This is a genomic window from Streptomyces coffeae, assembly GCF_016741875.1.
Classification (GTDB): Bacteria; Actinomycetota; Actinomycetes; order Streptomycetales; family Streptomycetaceae; genus Streptomyces; species Streptomyces coffeae.
In genome coordinates this window covers 169,781-190,674 of sequence record NZ_JAERRF010000001.1, presented here as the reverse complement: position 1 = coordinate 190,674, position 20,894 = coordinate 169,781, and the positions used below count along the sequence as shown (strand labels likewise).

Sequence of the window (20,894 nt, the reverse complement as noted above, 5' to 3'; positions counted from 1 at the left end):
GTGGGGGCCCGGATTCGCCCCGGGGCGGCAGGCTCCGCCGCGCGGAGTGCCGGGGGCCGGAAAGTGCCCGGCACTCCTGGGTCAGGAGCCTGCCGCGCGGAGGAGGAGCTTGCCCGTGGTGGTGCGGGTTTCGATCAGGCGGTGTGCCTCGGCGGCCTCGGCCAGCGGGAATTCGGCTGTGACGGGGAGTTCGACCGTGCCCTCCGCCACCGGGCGGAAGGCGCGTTCCGCCAGGGTGCGCAGGGCCTGCGGGTTCTCGGCCGCGAGGTTGAGGATGGAGAAGCCGGAGACCGTACGGGCGCCCGTGTACAGCTCGCCGGGACCGGCCTGCCAGGGTGCCTCACCGCTCGCGTTGCCGAACGAGACGAGGCGGCCGAAGACCGCGAGGGCGTCCAGGGTGCGGCGGAGGGTGTCACCGCCGACCGGGTCGAGGGCGAGGTCCACCCCGCGTCCGTCCGTGGCCCGGCGGACGTCCTCGGGAAAGCCGTCGCCGACGAACACCTCGTCGTAGCCGTACTTCAGCGCCTCCTCGGCCTTCTCCTGGCGCGAGACCGCGCCGTAGACCTTCCCGGCCCCGGCCAGCCGGGCCATCTGTCCGGCCACCGTGCCGACGCCGCCCGCCGCGCCCTGCACCAGGACGGTCTCGCCCGCGCGGATGCGACCCACCTCGTGCAGCAGGGCCTGGACGGTGGGCACCACGGTGGGGAGGGTGGCCGCGGTGCGCAGCGAGACGCCGTCCGGCAGGGCGAAGACGGTCTCCGCGGGTACGGCCACGACCTCGGCGTACGCCCCCGACGTCATGAACGCGGCCACCTCCTGGCCGACCCGCAGCCCGGTGACGCCCTCCCCCACCGCGCGGATCCGGCCGGACGCCTCCAGGCCCGGGGTGAACGGGAAGCCGGAGACGCGGTAGCCGACGGAGCGGGCCTTGATGTCCGCGAAGTTGATGCCCGCGTAGGCGACTTCGACGGTCACCTCGCCGGGTCCGGGCGACGGTTCCGCCACCTCGGTGAGGCGCAGTGCCTCCGGTCCGCCGAGCTCCTCCACAACGACCGCACGCATGCCGGACTCCTCCGCCTAGACTGTTCAATCAATAGCGAACAGCCAGGAGTGTACGCATCTCATCGAACACTCGGCAAGGGCAGCTCGCAGCAGACGGCAGAGCGACAGAACCGCGGAGGAGAGCGATGAGCCGGCGGAGCCACCGGGCCGCGCCCGAACACACCCATCCCGACGACGTCCCCGTGCAGACCGCGCTCGCGGCGCTGGCCGATCCGGTGCGGATCCAGCTGGTCCGCGAACTGGCCGGGGCGGCCGACTGGGAGCGCACCTGCGGCACCTTCGACGTACCGGTGGGCAAGGCGGCGCTCAGCCATCACTTCTCCGTGCTCCGCGCGGCCGGGCTGATCGAGCAGCGCGACGCGGGCCCCAAGCGGGTCAACAGGCTGCGGCGGCCGGAGTTCGACGAGCGCTTCCCGGGTCTGCTCGACCTGGTCCTGCGCGACGACGAGCCGGAGCCTGACGGCCTGCCCGGCCGGCCGGGCTCCTGACGGACAGGCCCCACCCGGACAGGCGGACAGGCGGACAGGCGGACAGGCCACCCGCGAACACGGCCCGGCGGGCCCCTCAGGCTCGCGGGCCGCCCGCGCGGATCAGCCCCGTCTCGTACGCCATCACCACCACCTGCACCCGGTCGCGCAGCTCCAACTTGGTCAGGATGCGGCCCACATGGGTCTTCACGGTGGCCTCGGACAGCACCAGCCGCGCCGCGATCTCCCCGTTCGACAGCCCCTGCGCGACCAGCATCATCACCTCGCGCTCGCGCTCGGTCAGCCGCCCCAGCTCCGGCCGGGCCGTGCCGCCCGCCCCGCCGAGACCGCCGCCCGACTCCCCCGGGCCCGGCAGCATCGGCGCGAAGCGGTCCAGCAGCCGCCGTGTGGTGCTGGGCGCCACGACCGCGTCCCCGCTGTGCACCGCGCGGATCGCCGCGAGCAGTTCGCCCGGCGGCACATCCTTGAGCATGAACCCCCCGGCCCCCGCCTTGAGCGCCGAGAAGGCGTACTCGTCGAGGTCGAAAGTGGTCAGGATGAGTACCTTCGGCGCGCCCTCGCGCTCACATATGCGCCGGGTCGCCTCCACCCCGTCCAGCTTCGGCATCCGGACGTCCATCAGGACCACGTCCACCTCGGTGGAGCGCAGCACCTCCAGGGCTTCCACACCGTCGCCCGCCTCCGCGACGACCTCCATATCGGGCTGAGCCGCCAACACCATCCGGAAGCCGGTGCGCAGCAGCACTTGGTCATCGACGAGCATGACGCGGATCGACATCCGGTCGGTCCCTTCCCTCGTGGCCTGTGACACGGCACCAGATGGTCCCGCACGGGGTGAATCTATGCCGATGTGTGGTGGGGGTACGCCTGGTCCTCCGCGTTCGCCCGGTCCGGCGCCCGGCGTACGGCGCGCGGACCGCCGCCGCGCGGCGGCCCGCTCAGCCGGTCGGCTTCAGCGGCAGCAGGGCGCTGACCCGGAAGCCGCCGCCCGGCCGCGGACCCGCGTCGAGCGTGCCGCCCACCATGCCGACGCGCTCCCGCATACCGATCAGCCCGTGCCCCTGGCCGTCGGCCCCGCCATCCTCGTACATCTCGCGCCGCGCGCCCCGTCCGTCGTCCTCGACCAGCAGCCCGAGCCCGTCGTCGAAGTAGGTGATGCGCACACTCGCGCCGACGTCCGGGCCGCCGTGCTTGCGGGTGTTGGTCAGCGCCTCCTGCACGATGCGGTACGCGGTCAGCTCCACACCGCTGGGCAGCTGGCGCGGGCTGCCCACGACCTTGAAGTCCACCGTCAGCCCGGCGCCGCGCACCTGCTCCACCAGCTCGTCGATCTGCTCGACATCCGGCTGCGGCACATAGTCGCTGTCCTCGCCCGGCTCCCCGGTGCGCAGCACCCCCAGCAGCCGCCGCATCTCGGCGAGCGCCTGGCGGCCGGTGCCCGAGATCGTCTCCAGCGCCTGCCGGGCCTGCTCGGGTGAGGCGTCGAGGACATACGCGGCGCCGTCCGCCTGGACCACCATCACCGACACGTTGTGCGCGACGACGTCGTGCAGCTCCCGGGCGATCCGGGCCCGCTCGGCGGCCACCGCCACCTTCGCCTGCGCCTCCCGCTCCTTCTCCAGCCGCGCGGCGCGCTCCTCCAGCTGGGCCCAGTAGGCGCGGCGGGTGCGGATCGAGTCGCCGAGCACCCAGGCCAGCACGAACGGAATGGTGACGAAGATCGTCGAGACGAGGGACTGCCATCCGGTCTCCCGCTCGTCGGGCCAGCGCAGGGTCGCCAGAGCGGTCGCGCTGAGTGCCCCGACGAGGGCGAAGCGGGAGTAGCCGCGCGACGCGCTGGCCGCCGCGGTGTAGACGATCATCAGCAGGGCGATATCGGCCGGGTTCGGCAAGATGCCCAGCGCGAGCTGGAAGACCCCGCAGACGGTGGCCAGCACCAGCATCTTCTCGGGGGCGCGGCGGCGCAGCGCCATGGTCGTGCACAGGGCCACGATCACCGGCAGCGCGACAATCCGCGGCTCGCCCCCCACGGACGCCTCCACGTACCAGAGCATCCCGACGCCGAAGAGAAGGACGGCCCAGAAGGTGTCCACCCCAGTCGGGTGACGGCGGAGAAAGTCGTAGAGGCGCTGCACGTCACCCAGCGTATGCAGGTCGGATACCTCGATGGGTCAGTCCGACGGGCGATCCGTGCCGCCGCGTCCTACTCCAGAAGGTGGATACGGCTCCGTTTCGCCGTCCGTCTAGCGTGGCGGTGTGGCGAAGGACATGCGCGAATGGAACGACATGCGCGAATGGAGCGGCTGGCGCGCCGCGGCCGAACGCGCCCTCTACGGGACGGAAGGCTTCTTCCGGCGCGCGGAAGGACCGGCCGGGCACTTCCGCACCTCGGTACATGCCTCGCCCCTGTACGCGCGGGCCGTCGCGGAGCTGCTCGGCCGGGTCGACGAGGCACTGGGGTGGCCGGAGGAGCTGGCGCTGGTGGACATGGGCGCGGGCCGCGGCGAACTGCTGACCTCCGTCCTCGCCCTGGCACCCGGGATGCCGCACGGGCGGGCCGCGCGGCTGCGCCTGTGCGCCGTGGAGCGGGCGCCGCGGCCCGCCGGGCTCGACGGCCGGATCGAGTGGCACGACACCCCGCCGGACGGGGTGACGGGGCTGCTCTTCGCCAATGAGTGGCTGGACAACGTCCCGGTGGACATCGCCGAGACCGACGCCGCCGGAAGTCCGCGCTTGGTCGAGGTCCGCGCGGCGGACGGCACCGAACGGCTCGGCCCGCCGGTGCACGGCGCCGACGCCGACTGGCTTGCCCGCTGGTGGCCCCTGGACGGCGCGGAACCGGGCAGCCGCGCCGAGATCGGCCGGCCGCGCGACGCGGCGTGGGCGCGGGCCGTGGGCTCGCTGCGGGCGGGGCTCGCGGTCGCCGTCGACTACGCCCACGAGCGCGCCGCCCGTCCCCCCTTCGGCACGCTCACCGGCTTCCGCGAAGGCCGCGAGGTGCGGCCCGTCCCCGACGGTTCGTGCGATCTCACGGCGCATGCGGCGCTGGACGCGTGCGCGGCCGCCGCGGGCGGGGAGCGCCCCCCGCGGCTGCTGTCCCAGCGGGAGGCGCTGCACGCCCTGGGCGTCGACGGCGGCCGTCCCCCGCTCGCCCTGGCCTCCCGGGACCCGGCGGCCTACGTCCGGGCACTCAGCGCGGCGGGCGAGGCGGCGGAGCTGACCGATCCGGCGGGGCTGGGCGCCTTCGGCTGGCTGCTCCAGCCCGTGGGTCCCGCCTGCGCGGGCCCCGGCGGACCGCTGTAGCCCCGCCCCGGTGGACCGCTGTCGCCCTGACGGCGGACCGCTGTAGCCCCTCACGGGACGGACCCCGCCCGGCTCGGCGGCGGCGGACCAGGGACGGAGCCCTGGCGGGGCGCTCCGGGCGAGCTGACAGACTGGTCCCATGACGGAGACGACAGTCGGCATCGGCGGCGCCGCGGAGAGCACCGACATGGTGCTCAACATCGGCCCGCAGCACCCCTCCACCCATGGGGTGCTGCGGCTGCGACTGGTCCTGGACGGGGAGCGGATCGAGCACGCCGAGCCGGTGATCGGCTATATGCACCGCGGTGCCGAGAAGCTCTTCGAGGCGCGCGACTACCGCCAGATCATCATGCTCGCCAACCGTCACGACTGGCTCTCCGCCTTCTCCAACGAGCTGGGCGTCGTCCTCGCCGTGGAGCGGATGCTCGGCATGGAGGTCCCCGAGCGCGCGGTGTGGACGCGCACCCTGCTCGCCGAGCTGAACCGGATCCTCAACCATCTGATGTTCCTCGGCTCCTACCCCCTGGAGCTGGGCGGGATCACGCCGATCTTCCACGCGTTCCGGGAGCGCGAGGACCTCCAGCACGTCATGGAGGAGATCTCCGGCGGCCGGATGCACTACATGTTCAACCGGGTCGGCGGTCTCAAGGAGGACCTCCCGGCGGGCTGGCTCGGCCGAGCCCGCGAGGCCGTGGCCGAGGTCCGTTCGCGGATGGACGTCTACGACCGTCTGGTGCTCGGAAACGAGATCTTCCGCGGCCGTACCCGCGGGATCGGCACCCTGAGCCGTGAGACGGTCCACGCCTACGGGGTCAGCGGACCGATCGCGCGCGGCTCGGGCGTGGACTTCGATCTGCGGCGTGACGAGCCGTATCTGGCCTACGGGGAGCTCCAGGACACCCTGAAGGTCGTGGTGCGCGAGGAGGGCGACTGCCTCGCCCGCTTCGAATGCCTGCTGGAGCAGACCCACAACTCCCTGGAGCTGGCCGACGTCTGTCTGGACCGGCTCGCCGATCTGCCGCCGGGGCCGATCAACCAGCGGCTGCCCAAGGTGCTCAAGGCGCCCGAGGGCCACACCTACGCCTGGACCGAGAACCCGCTCGGCATCAACGGCTACTACCTCGTCTCCAAGGGCGAGAAGACGCCCTACCGGCTGAAGCTCCGCTCGGCCTCGTACAACAACATCCAGGCCCTGACGGAGCTGCTGCCGGGCACGCTGGTGGCCGACATGGTGGCGATCCTGGGCTCGATGTTCTTCGTCGTCGGCGACATCGACAAGTAACGGACGGCCGGGCGGAAAGCGGCGCGGCCGCCCATGGGGGCGGCCGCCACTCCTTCACGGATCACGAGATCGCTACGGCTCACGAGATCGCGCTGCGCAGCTCCGTGATCTCGATCTGCTCGGTCTCGTCATGCGCCGTCAGGTCGATGACCTCGCCCGCGGCGCCCTTCTCGGACTCGGCCATCGTCTCCGCGCCGATCACATCGGCGAGATCCTCCTCGGCCGCCGCGTCGGCGGCGGAGTCGGCGGACGCGGCCGAGGCGTCGGGAGCGGATCCGGCGGCCCCGGGCCCGGACTGCTGGGGCCGCCGCGTCTTCGGCTGCTTCTTCTGGGTGCCGAAGTAGTCGAAGCCCGAGTCGGTACGGGCCGCCGCGGTGCGGGCGGTGGCGTAGGGCACCACCGCCGAGGCGACCGTACGGGCGTGGCTGCGCGGCTCGGGCGGGCCGTCACGCTCGTCGGCCGCCGGGGACTTCCCCGGCGCGGCGGCACCGTCCCTGTCCCGGTCCTCGCCCCGGTCGTCCTCACCGGCCGCGGCCGTGTCGCGCTCCGTGGCCTCCTGGCCGGCGGACGACCGCCGGCGCTCGCGCTCCTCCTGCTGGCGCCGCGCGTTGGGCACCAGCTTGCGCAGCGCCTCGTCGGCCTTGGCGTACGCCTCGGGGGTGGGCGCGGAGGTGGCGGAAGACCCGGCGGCCTCCGGCTCGGTCGTCCCGGCGTCGGCGGACTCGGTGTCGGGCGCCTCGGGGCCGGAGGGCGCCGCCTCCAGCTCCAGCGCCGGGGCCGCGGCCTCCAGCGCGAGCTGTCGGCGGCCCTCCAGGGCGCTGGCGCGCTCGGTCTCGGCCGTGGCGTACCGGCGCAGCAGTTCGGCGTGCTCATTGCGCAGCCGGGCCAGCTCGGACCGCTTGGCGCGCAGCTTGGCGTTGAGCGCGGCGCCGAGCTCGGCCGACTTCTCGGCGTCCGCCTCGAGGTCCGCGATCCGCTCCTCGTACTTCAGCTCCTGGCGTGCGGTCTCGCTCACGGCCTCCGCGACCCGGCGGCCGGCCGCGCGGTCCCAGCGGCGCATCAGCACCGCTCCGACGACCGCCGCGGCCGCCGCGGTCGCGACGAGCCCACGGATGACGACCGTATCGCCGACCAGCCAGGCACCGCCGGCGCAGGTTATTGACGCACCGGCGACCGACAGCGGAGTGAGAAGCCTGTGCAACGGTGGGGATTGGCGGTGGCGTCCACGTGGCATGGCCCGAAACTTACCTTGCATACGGGGCGTTTGGGTGCCCGCCGGGCCAGATCTGTTGTCAATCCGTTGACAAATACGGCCGGGCCGCCGGGCCTGCCCGCTCTCGGGCAGGGCCTCCCGGGCGGCGCTGTCCTACTTCACCAGCCCCTTGTCCTCGAGGTAGTCGGCGGCGACATCAGCGGGCTTGAGTCGCTCCGCATCAACCTTCTTGTTGAGTTGGGTGAGATCGGCCGTCGTCAGTACGGCGCTCAACTTGTTCAGCGTGTCGGCGATCTTCTTTGATCCCGCCGACTTCGCATTCACCACCGGAAGGACGTTGTCCGCGTTCTGGAGATTCTTGTCGTCGTCCAGCAGGACCAGACCGAACTGGTCGAGAGTGGCGTCCGTGGTGGTGGTCAGGAGCATCTGGTCCTTGCCGTCCTTGACCGCCTGCTTGGCCTGGACGCTGCCGATGTCCAGCGGGTCGATACCGGCGACGTCGATGCCGTAGGTCTTCTCCAGACCCGGCTGGCAGAACGGCCGCTTCGGGCATTCGTCACCCGCCGCCAGCGTCACCTTCTGCTTGGACTTCCCCAGATCGGAGAGGGTCTTGAGCTTGTGCTCCGTCGCGAAGTCCTTGGTGACCGCGAACGCGTTCTGGTCCACCGCCTTGCCGGGCTCGAGCACCTTCAGCCCACGCGGCCCGGCCAGCTTCTTCAGCGCCTCCACGGTGTCGCCGACGTCCGAGGAGGCCACCGGCTTCGCATTCGGCCCGTTCTTCTTCTGGTTGAGGAATTCTGCGAGCGTCGCCGCGTACTCCGGGACCACATCCATCTGGCCCTTCTCCAGGGCCGGTTCATACAGCTCGCGGGTGTCGACGGTCTTGATCGAGGTGGAATATCCGGCATCCTCCAGAAGCCCCGCGTACAACTCGGCGAGGATCTTCGATTCGGCGAACGAGGCGGTTCCGATCACCAGTGAGCCCTTGCCCGGTTTCCCGGAGCTGTCACCGCCGCCGGACTTCTCCAGGCTCTCGCCGCCGCAGGCGGTCAGACCGGCCGCCAGCGCCATGACACCCGCCGCGGCTCCCGCCACCCGATAGATCTTGCTCATGGGTTCCCCATCCATAGATTTCCGGACGTTCTCCGTCGTGGGACGTCATCGGCCCACCACTGCTGCTATGGCGCCCGTCAGCGCGTCTTGAGGACCGGCGACTTCGGCGCCTGGTCGGCGGGCGGCCGAAAGGCCGCCGGAGACCGGTGCCCGGTCCTGCGCCGCATCGGGTCGAGCACCAGCCCCAGCAGCACGAAAATCCCTTCGACCAGCAGGGCGAGGGCCGCCACCAGCACCGCCCCGGCCACCACCTGCGGGGTGTCGGTGAGCCGGAACCCGGCCGTGATGATCCGGCCCAGACCGCCGCCGCCGGGCAGCGCCGCCAGCGTCGCGGTGGCCACGACCTGCACCGCCGCGGTCCGTACGCCCGTCATGATCAGTGGGAAGGCGAGCGGCAGCTCGACCCTGCGGATCAGCTGGCCGCTCGTCATCCCCATGCCCCGGGCGGCCTCGACGACCTCCCGGTCCGCCTCGCTCACCCCCACATAGGCGTTGGTGAGCACCGGCGGAATGGCGAACAGCACCAGCGCGATGATCGTGGGCCACTGTCCGTGGGTCCCCAGCGGGCTGAGCAGGAGCAGCACGAGCACCGCGAAGGTGGGCACCGCGCGGCCCGCGTTGGAGATGTTGACCGCGATCGCCCCGCCCTTGCCGAGATGCCCGAGTACCACGGCGACCGGCAGCGCGACGGCGCAGGAGATCGCCAGACAGACGAACGTCAGGAACAGATGCTGGCTCAGCCGGTGCCACACCCCGTCGGTGCCCGACCAGTGCGACCCGGTGGCCAGCCAGTCCCACGCCTCGCCCACGACGCCCATCACGCGGCCCTCCTCCTCTTCCGTGCCCAGGGCGTCAGCAGCCGCTGGACGCCGAGCAGGGCCACGTCGGCCACGACGGCCAGCGCCACGCACAGCACCGAGGCGGTGAGCACCTGCGCCTTGAAGAAGCTGCGCATCCCCTCGTAGATGAGGTTGCCGAGGCCGCCGTAGCCGATGATCGCGCCGACCGTGGTCAGCGAGACCGTGGAGACGGTGGTGATCCTCAGTCCCGCCATCAGCGCGGGCAGCGCGAGAGGCAGCTCAACGCCGAACAGCAGCCGCAGCGGCCCGTATCCCATACCGCGGGCCGCCTCCCGGGCCTCCTCGGGCACCGAGGCGAGCCCGGCCATGATGTTGCGCACCAGGATGGTCAGCGAATAGAGCACCAGGCCGGTGATCACGACCGCGGCGGACACTCCGAACACGGGGAGCAGCAGCGAGAACATCGCCAGCGACGGCACCGTGTAGAGGATCGTGGTCATCCCCAGTACCGGCCCCGCCACCACCCGCCAGCGGCGGGCCAGCAGCGCGAGCGGAAAGGCGACCAGCAGTCCGATCGCGACCGAGGCGAGAGTGATCCAGACGTGCTGGAGCGTCGCGTCCGTCAGCTCCTGACTGCGTGTGCGCACATACTCGCCGCATATCCACTCGTTGCTGATCAGACAGTTCCGGTCCGCCATACGCTCACCTCCCCCGTCGGGCCGCAGCCACCTGGTCGTCACAATTCCTGGTGACCCTAACCCCGGGAGATGACAATCTCGTCCGATCGCCACACAACAGCAACACTGTCTGCCACGAATGCGGCAACAATGGGGAGCCATGATCCGGTTCGAGCATGTCACCAAGCGCTACGCCGACGGCACGACGGCCGTTGACGACCTGTCCTTCGAGGTCGCGGAGGGCGAGCTGGTCACGCTCGTCGGGCCTTCGGGCTGCGGCAAGACCACCACCATGAAGATGGTCAACCGGCTGATCGAACCGACCTCGGGCCGGATTCTGGTGGAGGGCGGGGACATCGCCGAGGCGGATCCGGTCCAACTGCGTCGCCGTATCGGCTACGTCATTCAGCAGATCGGTCTGTTTCCGCACAAGACCGTACTGGAGAACACCGCAACCGTTCCCCATCTGCTGGGCTGGCAGCGCAAGAAGGGCCGTGACCGCGCCGCCGAACTGCTCGAGCTGGTCGGGCTGGACCCGTCCGTCTACGGCGACCGCTACCCCGACCAGCTCTCCGGCGGCCAGCGGCAGCGGGTCGGAGTGGCCCGGGCGCTCGCCGCGGATCCGCCGGTGCTGCTCATGGACGAACCCTTCGGCGCCGTCGACCCGGTCGTCCGTGAACACCTCCAGACCGAATTCCTGCGACTTCAGTCACAGGTGCGAAAGACCGTGCTCTTCGTCACCCATGACATCGAGGAGGCGGTCCGGCTCGGTGACCGGATCGCGGTCTACGGCTCGGGGAAGATCGAACAGTTCGACACCCCGGCCTCGGTGCTGGGCGCGCCCGCCACCCCGTACGTCGCCGACTTCGTCGGAGCCGACCGCGGACTGAAGCGGCTCTCGGTCACCCCCATCGAACCCGGCGACCTCGAACAGCCCCCGGTGGTCCACCTCGACGACCCGCTGCCCAAGGCCGCCGCCCGGCTGGCCGCGGACGGCGCGCGCTGGGCCGTCGTCCTGGACGACGCCGACGGGCTGCACGGCTGGATCCCCGCGGACGCGGCCGACGGCACCGAGGGGACCGTCCGTGACCACGCCCGCCGTATGGAGGCATGGCTTCCGGTGGGGGCGCCGCTGAAGCAGGCGTTCAGCCAGATGCTCCAGCACGACGCGGGCTGGGTCGCGGTCCTCGACGGCGAACGCTTCCTCGGTGTCCTCACCCCGGCCCGGCTCCATGAGGCGCTGCGCCGCTCGATCGACGCCGACGCGGGCGGGATCGCCCGCGGGGACGTGGACCTCCAGACGGTGGCGGACGTCTGAGCGCTCCGCGGGAAGTGCCGCGAGGTGTGCCGTCATGCGTCCGCGGCTGCGTCGTGGCCGGCCGCGCCCACGCGGCGGAGCCGCACATCGACACAGCCCCGCGCCCCTTCAGGGCGCATCCGGAGCGCACCGGACGTCAGCGAGTCCGCTGAGGGGGTCCAGGACCTGGGCGCGTCCGGTGCCGGGCGGTCGTCACGACCAACCCGGCGCCCGGTTCCGGCTCAGCGGTCGCTGAGCCGGCCGCCCATCCACTCCAGCGCGGCGGGGACCTCACGGCGCCAGGTGTTGAAGTTGTGGCCCCCGGTCTCCAGGATCATCGACGAGATCCGGGTCGGCTCGCCACGCCGGTTCAGCGTCTTCACCTTGTTCACGAACTGCATGGTGGCCCGGTAGTTCTTCTCGCCGCGCTCGCTGCTGGAGACCAGCAGCGACACCGGCGGCGCGGGCTTGTGGTCCAGCCGCCACATCAGGTTGTTCTCGCGCTCCAGCTGCTTGCTGCCGCCGAACAGATCGCCCGTGGTCGCGTCGATCGGCGCCTTGTACATGGGCGAGAGGCCCGCCGCGGCCGAGAACGCCTCGGGGTGACGCATCGCCATCTTCAGCGCGCAGTAGCCGCCGGTGGAATTCCCGATGACACCCCAGTTACGGGCCTCCCGGCCCACCCGGTAGTGCGCGGACACCGCCTTCGGCAGGTCCTTGGTGAAATACGTCTCGGTCTGCGGACCGTCGGGCACGTCCACGCACTCGGTGTCCCGGGGCGGGGCCACGGTCGGTCGCATCATCACCAGGATGGTCGGCTGCATCCGCCCGTTCTTCGCCAACGCGTGTGCGTTCTGCGGGTACTTCAGACCGTTGATCAGCGCTTCGGTGGTGCCCGGGTATCCGGTCAGCACCAGGGCGGCGGGAAACTTCCGCTTGGCGTACTCCGGTTTGAAGTACTCCGGCGGCAGATAGATGTACGCGGAGCTGGCGATCTTCGAGACCGGCCCCTGGATGTTCACCTTCTCGATGCGTCCGGCGACCTTCGGCGACGAGCCCCCGTCCACCTTGACATGACGGGTTTCGGTGACCCGCACCCCGTTGCCCGGGGTGTCATGGTTCACCACCACACCGGGTGTGTCCTCTTTTCCGAACAGATCCGACCAGGAACCGTAGAAGCCGAAAGACTGGTTGGCAAACAATCCGAAAGCCGCGAACACCGTGAGCTGAGTTGCCACTAGCATGCCGACTCGGCCGAGCACGGCGGTCACCCCGCGCCCGGCCAGTCGCGGCCACAGCCATATCGTGGCCGCGAACAGCAGCACCGCGGTGATCACAGCAATGATCACGATGTTGTTGCTCGTGAGACCCATCACTATCTTTCTGCCGGGCGGCAGGCTCCCCCGTGCCGCGGATGGAACCCCGCCCCCTCGGGCGCCGTCTTGATAGGCGCAAATCGTGCAGATGCTGCGTCAGAGAACCAAAGATCCTCTTGACCGAAGCGACGGGAATGCAAATGTCTGACAGTCAAGATGCCGAAACGTCCGGACGGGTTCCCCGCCGGATACGGCGTGTGCTGCGCGGACCGAGGCCGGAGGCGGTACCAACCGCCGTCGGCACCGCGTGCACGCTGATCGGGCTGATGGACCTCGTCTTCCCACGGCTGCGCTACACCCGGGTGCACGCCCTCGCCGAGGTGCTGCCGGGCGCGGTCAGCTCCCTGGCCGCCGCGGCATCCATCGTGGTCGGTTTGCTCCTGCTCATGCTGGCTCACGGGCTGAAGCGGCGTAAGCGCCGGGCCTGGGTCGCGGCCGTGGGGCTGCTGCCCGTCGGCGCCGCCGCCCAGCTGATCCACCGTCACTCGATCTGCGGCGCCGTCCTCTCGCTCGTCCTGATGGGCGTACTGCTGCGTTACCGGAAGGAGTTCGCGGCACTCCCCGACCCGCGCAGCCGCTGGCGGGCTCTCGCCAACTTCTTGATCATGGGTGCGGTCAGCATCGGTCTCGGACTGCTGATCGTCCGGTCGCACCCGGACACGATCGTAGGGAAACCGTCCTTCGGCGATCAGCTGGAGCATGTGCTGTGGGGGCTGTTCGGCTTCGAGGGACCCATCGACTACCGCGAGGGCGCCGACTACACCGTGGGCTACTCCCTCGGCGCGCTCGGCCTGCTGACCGTCGCCACCACCGCCTATCTGGCCTTCCGCCCCGAGCACCCGGCCGCCCGGCTGACCGCCGGGGACGAGGAACGGCTGCGGGCCCTGCTCGCCACCCACGGAGGCCGTGACTCCCTCGGCCACTTCGCGCTCCGCCGCGACAAGGGCGTGGTCTTCTCCCCCAGCGGCAAGGCCGCCGTCTGCTACCGCGTGGTCTCCGGGGTGATGCTCGCCAGCGGTGACCCGGTCGGCGATGTCGAGGCGTGGCCCGGCGCCATCGCCCGCTTCATGGACGAGGCCCGCGCCCACTCCTGGACCCCCGCGGTGATGGGGTGCAGTGAGACCGGCGGCGAGGTGTGGACCCGGGAAACCGGACTGGACGCCCTGGAGCTCGGCGACGAAGCCATCGTCGACGTCGCCGACTTCACCCTCTCCGGCCGCGCCATGCGCAACGTCCGCCAGATGGTCAAGCGCATCGAACGGGCCGGATACGAGACCCGGGTGCGCCGCGCCACCGACCTGGAGCCGGAGGAGCTGGAGGCCATCCGGCGCGCCGCCGCCGACTGGCGCGGCACCGACACCGAGCGCGGCTTCTCCATGGCGCTGGGCCGGATCGGCGACCCCGCCGACGGCGACGCGGTCATCGCCACCGCCCACAAGGCCGCCGAGGAGGGCGCCGAGGACGGCCCGTACGGGGACCTCAAGGCCGTACTGCACTTCGTGCCCTGGGGCACCGACGGAATGTCGCTGGAGCTCATGCGGCGCGACCGCAGCGCCGACCCCGGGATGAACGAGCTGCTGATCGTCGCCTCCCTCCAGGCCGCCCCGCAGCTGGGCGTGAAGCGCGTCTCGCTGAACTTCGCGATGTTCCGCTCGGCGCTCGCGCGCGGCGAGAAGCTGGGCGCGGGCCCGGTGCTGCGCGGCTGGCGCGCACTGCTGGTGTTCCTCTCCCGCTGGTTCCAGATCGAGTCGCTGTACAAGTTCAACGCCAAGTTCCAGCCGCGCTGGGAGCCGCGCTTCGTGGTCTTCCGCAACACCCGCGATCTACCGCGGATCGGACTGGCCGCGATGCAGGCCGAGGGGTTCGTCTCGCTGGCGCTCCCGCGGCTGCTGCGCCGCGGACGCCGCCCCGAGCCCCGGCCCTGCGCCCACCCGCCCGCCACCCGCGACCGGGAGCTGGAGCAGGCCGCCTGAGCACACCCCGGGATTCCCGCCCGGGATGCCCGCCCGCCCGCGTCCCCCGTCCGCCCTCCGGCTCCGTCTAGCCTGGGGTCATGACGACGTTGCGTGGGCGGGGCCGGGTGGCCGGACTGCCGGAATGGGACCGGTGTGCGGTGATGGGCGTGGTAAACGTCACGCCCGACTCCTTCTCCGACGGGGGCCAGTGGTTCGACCCCGAGCTGGCCGTCAAGCGCGGCCGTGACCTCATCGCCGCCGGGGCCGACCTGGTGGACGTCGGAGGCGAGTCGACCCGTCCCGGCGCCGTGCGCGTCGACGAGGCCGAGGAGCTGCGCCGGGTGGTTCCGGTGGTCCGGGAGCTGGCCGCGGCCGGAGCCGTGGTCAGCGTGGACACCATGCGGGCCACGGTCGCCGAGCGAGCCGTGGAGGCCGGGGCACGGCTGGTCAACGATGTGAGCGCCGGAGGCGCCGATCCGGCGATGGTGCCCACGGTGGCCGCGGCCGGAGTGCCCTTCGTGGTGATGCACTGGCGCGGCCAGTCGATCGACATGAACAACCGGGCGGTCTACCGGGACGTCGTCGGCGAGGTCGTCGCCGAGCTGCGCATCGGCCTGGAGCGGGCGGTCGCGGGCGGTATCGACCCGGAGCGGATCGTGATCGACCCGGGCCTCGGCTTCGCCAAGGAGGCCGAGCACGACCTGACGCTGCTGGCGCATCTTTCCGCGCTGCGCGAGCTGGGCCGCCCGCTGCTGGTGGCGGCCTCCCGGAAGCGGTTCCTGGGGCGCGTCCTGGCCACCGGCGACGGCACCCCGCCGCCCGCCCGGGAGCGGGACGCCGCCACCGCCGCGGTCACCGCGATCGCGGCGCGCGAGGGCGCCTGGGCGGTGCGGGTCCACGAGGCACGGGCCAGCGCGGACGCGGTGCGGGTGGCGCGGGCCATCGAAGCGGCCCGGGACGCGGCGGGAGCACTGTGACTTCCCTTACGGACAGCGAGCGGGTGGAACGGGCGAACACCGCGCTGTACGAGGCCATGGAGCAGGGCGACCACGAGGCGATGGAGCGGCTGTGGCTGGACGCGCCGGACACCGAGGTCTCCTGTGTGCACCCCGGCTGGCCGGTGCTGCGCGGCCGGGGCGAGGTGCTGCGCTCCTATGCGCTGATCATGGCGAACACCGACTACATCCAGTTCTTCCTGACCGATGTCGAGGTGTCGGTGCTGGCCGACACCGCCCTGGTGACCTGCACCGAGAACATCCTCAGCGGCGCTCCGGCGGAGGAGGAGGGCGAGCTCGGCCCGCTGGTGGGACAGCTGGTGGTGGCGACGAACGTGTTCCGCCGGACGGAGGACGGCTGGAAGGTGTGGTCACACCATGGCTCCCCGGTGCTGGCGGAGAGTGACGAGAACGGTCCGGAGGGGCCGGAGGGACCGGATGACGACGGACGGCTGATGCCGGACTGATGGACCCCGTTCGAGCCCCGCGAGGTGCGGGTAGGGGTCTGTGGCGCGGGGACGCGGAGCGAGCGGGCCGCGACCCCGTGGGCGGGTGCCGCCGGTGCCCGCAGGTAGATTCGAGGGAGGTACCCCGGCAGACGGCTGGGGACGGGTGGTGCGTTCCGGACACGTCGGGACGTTCCCGCGTACCGACGACCAGCAGGAGTGATTCGGGTGGATCGTGTCGCGCTGCGCGGCCTGAGGGCTCGCGGGCACCACGGGGTTTTCCCCCATGAGCGCGAGGAAGGCCAGACGTTTGTCGTGGACCTGGTGCTCGGCCTGGACACTCGGCCCGCCGCGGCCGCCGACGACCTGACCAAGACCATCCACTACGGGGAGATCGCGGAAGAGGTCGTGGACGTGGTGCGGGGTGAGCCGGTCGACCTGATCGAAACACTCGCCGAGCGAATCGCGGACCGCTGCCTCAAGCACGACGTGGTACAGGAGGTCGAGGTGGTGGTGCACAAGCCACAGGCCCCGATCACCGTGCCCTTCGACGACGTGACCATCACCATCACCCGGAGCCGAGTATGAGCAGCAGCGATCCGACCGTGCAGCCCGTTCCCACCTCCGTGGTGGAGCGGGTCGACGCAGCCGATGTGACGTTGAGCAACCCCAAACGGGCGGTGATCTCGCTCGGCAGCAATCTGGGCAACCGCCTGGAGACCCTCCAGGGCGCCATCGACGCGCTGGAGGACACCCCGGGGCTGCGGGTCAAGGCCGTGTCGCCGGTGTACGAGACGGACCCGTGGGGTGTGGAGCCCGGCACCCAGTCCACCTACTTCAACGCGGTGGTGCTGGTGAAGACGACGCTGCCGCCCTCCTCGCTGCTGGAGCGCGGCCACGCCATCGAAGAGGCATTCGAGCGGGTGCGGGACGAGCGCTGGGGTCCGCGCACTCTGGACGTGGACATCGTGTCGTATCAGGACGTGGTCTCCGACGACCCGACGCTCACCCTCCCCCACCCGCGGGCGCACCAGCGCGCCTTTGTGCTGGTGCCGTGGAACGACGTGGACCCGCAGGCCGAGTTCCCGGGCCGGGGCACGGTCTCCGGGCTGTTGACCGAGGTCGGCCAGGACGGGGTACAGGTCCGTACGGACCTGGAACTGCGCCTGCCCGAATAGACGTTGATCTCCCGGTAGGTTCGGGAGATGGTGCACGTACGAGTTGAGGGGCGACCGGTCGGTGAGGCAACTTCGGATCGGGGTGCTGGTCGGGCTGTTCGCCGTGGCCGGTGTGGTGTCGTGGGCGGGGGCCCGGTTGTGGGACACGCTGGGCTCGCTGCCGAGCGTTCCGGTGGCCGCGCCGATTGTGCTGGCTCTGATCGCGGTGGTGCTGACCGCGACCGCGCTGTCCCTGCGCGCCCGGCTGCGCGCTCAGCGTGAGCGCCGTCCCGGCGCCAAGGGCGTGGACCCCTTGGTGGCCGCCCGCGCGGTTATCTTCGGCCAGGCCAGCGCCCTGGTCGCGGCGCTGATCGCGGGCATGTACGGCGGTGTGGGCGCCTTCCTGGCGATGGAGCAGCTCGATGTCCCGGCCCGCCGGGACCAGGCCATCTACGCCGCGCTCTCCGTCCTGGCGGGCGCGGGCGTGGTCGCCGCCGCGTTCTTCCTGGAGCGCGTCTGCAAGCTCCCCGAGGACGACGAACACAACAACGGCAAGGGCAACGGCCCCAGCGCCACCGCCCGCGCCTGACCCGAGGAGGCGGGCGCACGGTGCGCCCCGAAGGGGGCGCGGGGCTGTGTCGATGTGCGGCTCCGCCGCGTGGGCGCGGCCGGCCACGACGCAGCCGCAGCGGAACAGCGGCACCTCACGGCTCTTCCCGTGGAGCGCTCAGCGGGCCATGATCAGGCTCATTGCCTCGGCCCGGGTGGCGGAGTCACGCAGCTGACCGCGGACGGCCGAGGTGAGGGTCTTGGCCCCGGGCTTGCGCACCCCGCGCATCGTCATGCACATGTGCTCGCACTCCACCACGACGATCACGCCGCGCGGCTCCAGTATCCGCATCAGGGAGTCGGCGATCTGCGTGGTCAGCCGCTCCTGGACCTGGGGGCGGCGGGCGAACACATCCACCAGCCGGGCCAGCTTGGACAGCCCGGTGATCTTGCCGTCGTGGGAGGGGATGTAGCCGACGTGGGCGACGCCCACGAAGGGCACCAGGTGGTGCTCGCAGGAGGACATCACCTCGATGTCCTTCACCAGCACCATCTCGTCATGGCCCAGGTCGAACGTGGTGGTGAGGACGTCCTCCGGCTGCTGGCGCAGTCCCGCGAAGATCTCCTTGTAGGCACGAGCCACCCGCCCCGGGGTCTCCCGGAGCCCTTCCCGGTCCGGGTCCTCGCCGACGGCGAGGAGAAGCTCACGGATCGCGTTCTCGGCGCGCTTCTCGTCGAATTCGCCGATGCGGCCCTCACCGTCCAGCGTCACCGGGTCGATCATGTTGCCTCGTTCCTCACACACCAATGCGGAAATGCCGCGTCAACAGGCTAGAACCTGGCTGACGCGGCATTCATTCCGGGGCCGTCCAGGGGCCGAGACACCCCTGGACGGCCGGGGATCAGTTCTCCGGTCCGGAGCCCGACTCCTCGGAGCGCTCCGGGGTCTCCTCCGGGGCGGTGGCCTTCGCGAGGGAGGCCGCCGAGGGGGACTGGGCGCCGTTGGCCGGGGCCAGCTCCTTGGGGGAGAGTACCGGCGGACGGGTGGAGGGGGTACGCCGCGAGGAGCCGGTCCACGCCGGGCGGGCCGGGCGCTTGACGATCGGGGCGAAGATCTCGGCGATCTCCTCCTTGTTCAGCGTCTCCTTCTCCAGCAGCGCCAGGACGAGGTTGTCCAGCACGTCGCGGTTCTCGACGAGGATCTCCCACGCCTCGTTGTGCGCGGCCTCGATGAGCTTCTTGACCTCCTCGTCCACCAGCGCGGCGACCTCTTCCGAGTAGTCGCGCTGGTGAGCCATCTCACGTCCCAGGAACGGCTCGGAGTTGTCGGAGCCGAACTTGATCGCGCCGAGACGCTCGGTCATGCCGTACTGGGTGACCATCGCGCGGGCCGTGGCCGTCGCCTTCTCGATGTCGTTGGAGGCGCCGGTGGTCGGGTCGTGGAAGACCAGCTCCTCGGCCGCCCGGCCGCCCATCATGTAGGCGAGCTGGTCGAGCATCTCGTTGCGCGTGGTCGAGTACTTGTCCTCGTCCGGCAGGACCATGGTGTAGCCCAGGGCCCGCCCGCGGGAGAGGATCGTGACCTTGTGGACCGGGTCGCTGTTCGGAGACGCCGCCGCGACCAGGGCGTGACCGCCCTCGTGGTACGCGGTGATCTTCTTCTCCTTGTCGCTCATGATCCGGGTCCGCTTCTGCGGTCCGGCCACGACACGGTCGATCGCCTCGTCCAGGAAGTGGTTGTCGATCAGCTTCTTGTCGCTGCGGGCCGTCAGCAGGGCGGCCTCGTTCAGCACGTTCGACAGATCGGCACCGGTGAAGCCGGGGGTACGGCGGGCGACGGCCGACAGGTCGACGTCCGGCGCGACCGGCTTGCCCTTCTGGTGGACCTTGAGGATCTCCAGACGGCCCTGCATGTCGGGACGGTCGACGGCGATCTGCCGGTCGAAGCGGCCCGGGCGCAGCAGCGCCGGGTCGAGGATGTCCGGCCGGTTGGTGGCGGCGATCAGGATGACGCCGCCCTTCACATCGAAGCCGTCCATCTCGACGAGCAGCTGGTTCAGCGTCTGCTCGCGCTCGTCGTGGCCGCCGCCCATACCGGCGCCGCGGTGCCGGCCGACGGCGTCGATCTCGTCGACGAAGACGATGGCCGGGGCGTTGGTCTTGGCCTGCTCGAACAGGTCACGGACCCGGGAGGCACCCACACCCACGAACATCTCGACGAAGTCGGAGCCGGAGATCGAGTAGAACGGGACGCCCGCCTCGCCCGCGACGGCGCGCGCGAGCAGCGTCTTACCCGTACCGGGCGGGCCGTAGAGCAGCACACCCTTGGGGATCTTGGCACCCACGGCCTGGAACTTCGCGGGCTCCTGGAGGAACTCCTTGATCTCCTGGAGCTCCTCGACCGCCTCGTCGGACCCCGCCACATCGGAGAAGGTCGTCTTCGGGGTGTCCTTGGTGATCAGCTTGGCCTTCGACTTCCCGAAGTTCATCACTCGGGAGCCGCCGCCCTGCATCTGGTTCATCAGGAACAGGAAGACCACGACGATCAGCACGAACGGGAGCAGCGAGAGCAGGATCCCGACGAAGGGGTTCTGCTTCGACGTCGAGACGTTGTACCCGTCGGGGATCCCGTTGTCCTTCTGGGCATTGGCCTGAAGAGTCCTGGCGAGGTCGACGCCCTGGTCACCGATGTAGGTGGCCTGGAGCTTGTCGCTGCCCGAGATCTTCGCGACGTTGTCCTTGAGCTTGATCTTGATCTTGTGCTCGTCGCCGGTCGTCAGCTCGGCGGACTGGACCTGGTTCCGGTTGATCGCCTTGACGACCTGGCTGGTGTCCACCGACTTGTAGCCGCCGGACGAGCCGACGACCTGCATCAACACGACCACGGCGAGGACGGCCAGCACGATCCACATGACCGGCCCACGGAAGTAGCGCTTCACGTCCATCCATACGGGGCGAAGCCGCCCCGTCCCTCCTGCCACAGTGAGGCACGGCAGCCCTGGAGGGGGCGCCTGTGCGTGCGGTGTATTGCGGTGTATTTGTGGTGTATGAGCTGTGTAATCCTCAGTCTCGAAAAAGACTGACCTTCGGACGGTACCCCAGCATTGTCACCCGACGCCGCCGTGGACTGTTAACAAAACCGCCTTCCCATGCTCCAACGGCGGGAAACCGCGACAGGTTC

20 protein-coding genes are annotated in these 20,894 nt (G+C 70.9%); 10 read left to right on the top strand and 10 right to left on the bottom strand.

Translation table 11 applies throughout. The features are described 5' to 3' along the window. Positions 1-81: 81 nt before the first annotated feature. Positions 82-1,062, bottom strand: coding sequence for a quinone oxidoreductase family protein (locus JK363_RS00870; RefSeq protein WP_201870541.1), 981 nt, complete (start codon positions 1,060-1,062; stop codon positions 82-84). A gap of 125 nt (positions 1,063-1,187) precedes the next feature. Between JK363_RS00870 and JK363_RS00865 the strand changes: the two genes are divergently transcribed. Next, entirely contained in the window at positions 1,188-1,550 is a 363-nt protein-coding gene (locus tag JK363_RS00865; RefSeq protein WP_201870540.1) for an ArsR/SmtB family transcription factor, read from the top strand. Between the two features lie 76 nt (positions 1,551-1,626). On the opposite strand, the gene JK363_RS00860 is transcribed toward JK363_RS00865, so the two are convergent. Together JK363_RS00860 and JK363_RS00855 are read right to left on the bottom strand one after the other, a co-directional pair. Further along, a complete protein-coding gene (locus tag JK363_RS00860) occupies positions 1,627-2,328 on the bottom strand; it encodes a response regulator transcription factor (RefSeq protein ID WP_201870539.1) in 702 nt (233 codons plus the stop codon). 160 nt (positions 2,329-2,488) lie between these two features. Further along, on the bottom strand, positions 2,489-3,685 hold the full coding sequence (locus JK363_RS00855) for a sensor histidine kinase (protein WP_201870538.1): 1,197 nt from the start codon (positions 3,683-3,685) through the stop codon (positions 2,489-2,491). A 151-nt stretch (positions 3,686-3,836) separates the two neighbouring features. On the opposite strand from JK363_RS00855, the gene JK363_RS00850 reads away from it, so the two are divergent. Beyond that, complete coding sequence (locus tag JK363_RS00850) at positions 3,837-4,853, top strand: SAM-dependent methyltransferase (RefSeq protein ID WP_372444698.1); 1,017 nt, start codon at positions 3,837-3,839, stop codon at positions 4,851-4,853. A 139-nt stretch (positions 4,854-4,992) separates the two neighbouring features. Beyond that, a complete protein-coding gene (locus JK363_RS00845) occupies positions 4,993-6,135 on the top strand; it encodes an NADH-quinone oxidoreductase subunit D (protein ID WP_201870537.1) in 1,143 nt (380 codons plus the stop codon). A gap of 79 nt (positions 6,136-6,214) precedes the next feature. Here JK363_RS00845 and JK363_RS00840 read toward each other — a convergent pair whose 3' ends face one another. From JK363_RS00840 to JK363_RS00825, 4 genes are all read right to left on the bottom strand, one after another. Beyond that, entirely contained in the window at positions 6,215-7,369 is a 1,155-nt protein-coding gene (locus JK363_RS00840; protein WP_201870536.1) for a hypothetical protein, read from the bottom strand. Between the two features lie 132 nt (positions 7,370-7,501). Then, positions 7,502-8,461: an ABC transporter substrate-binding protein gene (locus tag JK363_RS00835; protein WP_201870535.1), complete on the bottom strand. Its 960-nt coding sequence runs from the start codon at positions 8,459-8,461 to the stop codon at positions 7,502-7,504. A 77-nt stretch (positions 8,462-8,538) separates the two neighbouring features. Next, complete coding sequence (locus JK363_RS00830) at positions 8,539-9,279, bottom strand: ABC transporter permease (protein WP_201870858.1); 741 nt, start codon at positions 9,277-9,279, stop codon at positions 8,539-8,541. Further along, a complete protein-coding gene (locus tag JK363_RS00825; RefSeq protein WP_201870534.1) occupies positions 9,279-9,959 on the bottom strand; it encodes an ABC transporter permease in 681 nt (226 codons plus the stop codon). The genes JK363_RS00830 and JK363_RS00825 overlap by 1 nt, the downstream gene beginning before the upstream one ends. A gap of 139 nt (positions 9,960-10,098) precedes the next feature. Between JK363_RS00825 and JK363_RS00820 the strand changes: the two genes are divergently transcribed. Further along, entirely contained in the window at positions 10,099-11,256 is a 1,158-nt protein-coding gene (locus JK363_RS00820; RefSeq protein ID WP_201870533.1) for an ABC transporter ATP-binding protein, read from the top strand. A 221-nt stretch (positions 11,257-11,477) separates the two neighbouring features. Here JK363_RS00820 and JK363_RS00815 read toward each other — a convergent pair whose 3' ends face one another. Beyond that, on the bottom strand, positions 11,478-12,608 hold the full coding sequence (locus tag JK363_RS00815) for an alpha/beta hydrolase (protein ID WP_201870532.1): 1,131 nt from the start codon (positions 12,606-12,608) through the stop codon (positions 11,478-11,480). Between the two features lie 143 nt (positions 12,609-12,751). Here JK363_RS00815 and JK363_RS00810 point away from each other — a divergent pair, with 143 nt between their 5' ends. The 6 genes from JK363_RS00810 (at position 12,752) to JK363_RS00785 (ending at position 17,753) form a co-directional block, all read left to right on the top strand. Then, complete coding sequence (locus tag JK363_RS00810) at positions 12,752-14,584, top strand: phosphatidylglycerol lysyltransferase domain-containing protein (RefSeq protein WP_201870531.1); 1,833 nt, start codon at positions 12,752-12,754, stop codon at positions 14,582-14,584. Between the two features lie 80 nt (positions 14,585-14,664). Beyond that, complete coding sequence (folP, locus tag JK363_RS00805; protein WP_201870530.1) at positions 14,665-15,543, top strand: dihydropteroate synthase; 879 nt, start codon at positions 14,665-14,667, stop codon at positions 15,541-15,543. Continuing rightward, positions 15,540-16,028 (top strand): nuclear transport factor 2 family protein, encoded by a 489-nt coding sequence (locus tag JK363_RS00800; RefSeq protein WP_201870529.1) that lies wholly within the window; start codon positions 15,540-15,542, stop codon positions 16,026-16,028. The genes folP and JK363_RS00800 overlap by 4 nt, the downstream gene beginning before the upstream one ends. Before the next feature lie 207 nt (positions 16,029-16,235). Beyond that, the gene (gene folB / locus JK363_RS00795) at positions 16,236-16,595 is read left to right on the top strand and encodes a dihydroneopterin aldolase (RefSeq protein WP_201870528.1); all 360 of its coding nucleotides are present in this window, start codon (positions 16,236-16,238) and stop codon (positions 16,593-16,595) included. Then, the gene (gene folK / locus JK363_RS00790; protein ID WP_201870527.1) at positions 16,592-17,185 is read left to right on the top strand and encodes a 2-amino-4-hydroxy-6-hydroxymethyldihydropteridine diphosphokinase; all 594 of its coding nucleotides are present in this window, start codon (positions 16,592-16,594) and stop codon (positions 17,183-17,185) included. Before folB ends, folK begins: the two co-directional genes overlap by 4 nt. Positions 17,186-17,246: 61 nt before the next feature. Beyond that, positions 17,247-17,753, top strand: coding sequence for a DUF3180 domain-containing protein (locus JK363_RS00785; RefSeq protein ID WP_201870526.1), 507 nt, complete (start codon positions 17,247-17,249; stop codon positions 17,751-17,753). A gap of 138 nt (positions 17,754-17,891) precedes the next feature. Here the strand turns inward: JK363_RS00785 and folE are convergent, their stop codons facing one another. Together folE and ftsH are read right to left on the bottom strand one after the other, a co-directional pair. Then, positions 17,892-18,497: a GTP cyclohydrolase I FolE gene (folE, locus tag JK363_RS00780; RefSeq protein WP_201870525.1), complete on the bottom strand. Its 606-nt coding sequence runs from the start codon at positions 18,495-18,497 to the stop codon at positions 17,892-17,894. Between the two features lie 118 nt (positions 18,498-18,615). Further along, positions 18,616-20,658, bottom strand: coding sequence for an ATP-dependent zinc metalloprotease FtsH (gene ftsH, locus JK363_RS00775; protein ID WP_201870524.1), 2,043 nt, complete (start codon positions 20,656-20,658; stop codon positions 18,616-18,618). Positions 20,659-20,894 lie beyond the last annotated feature (236 nt).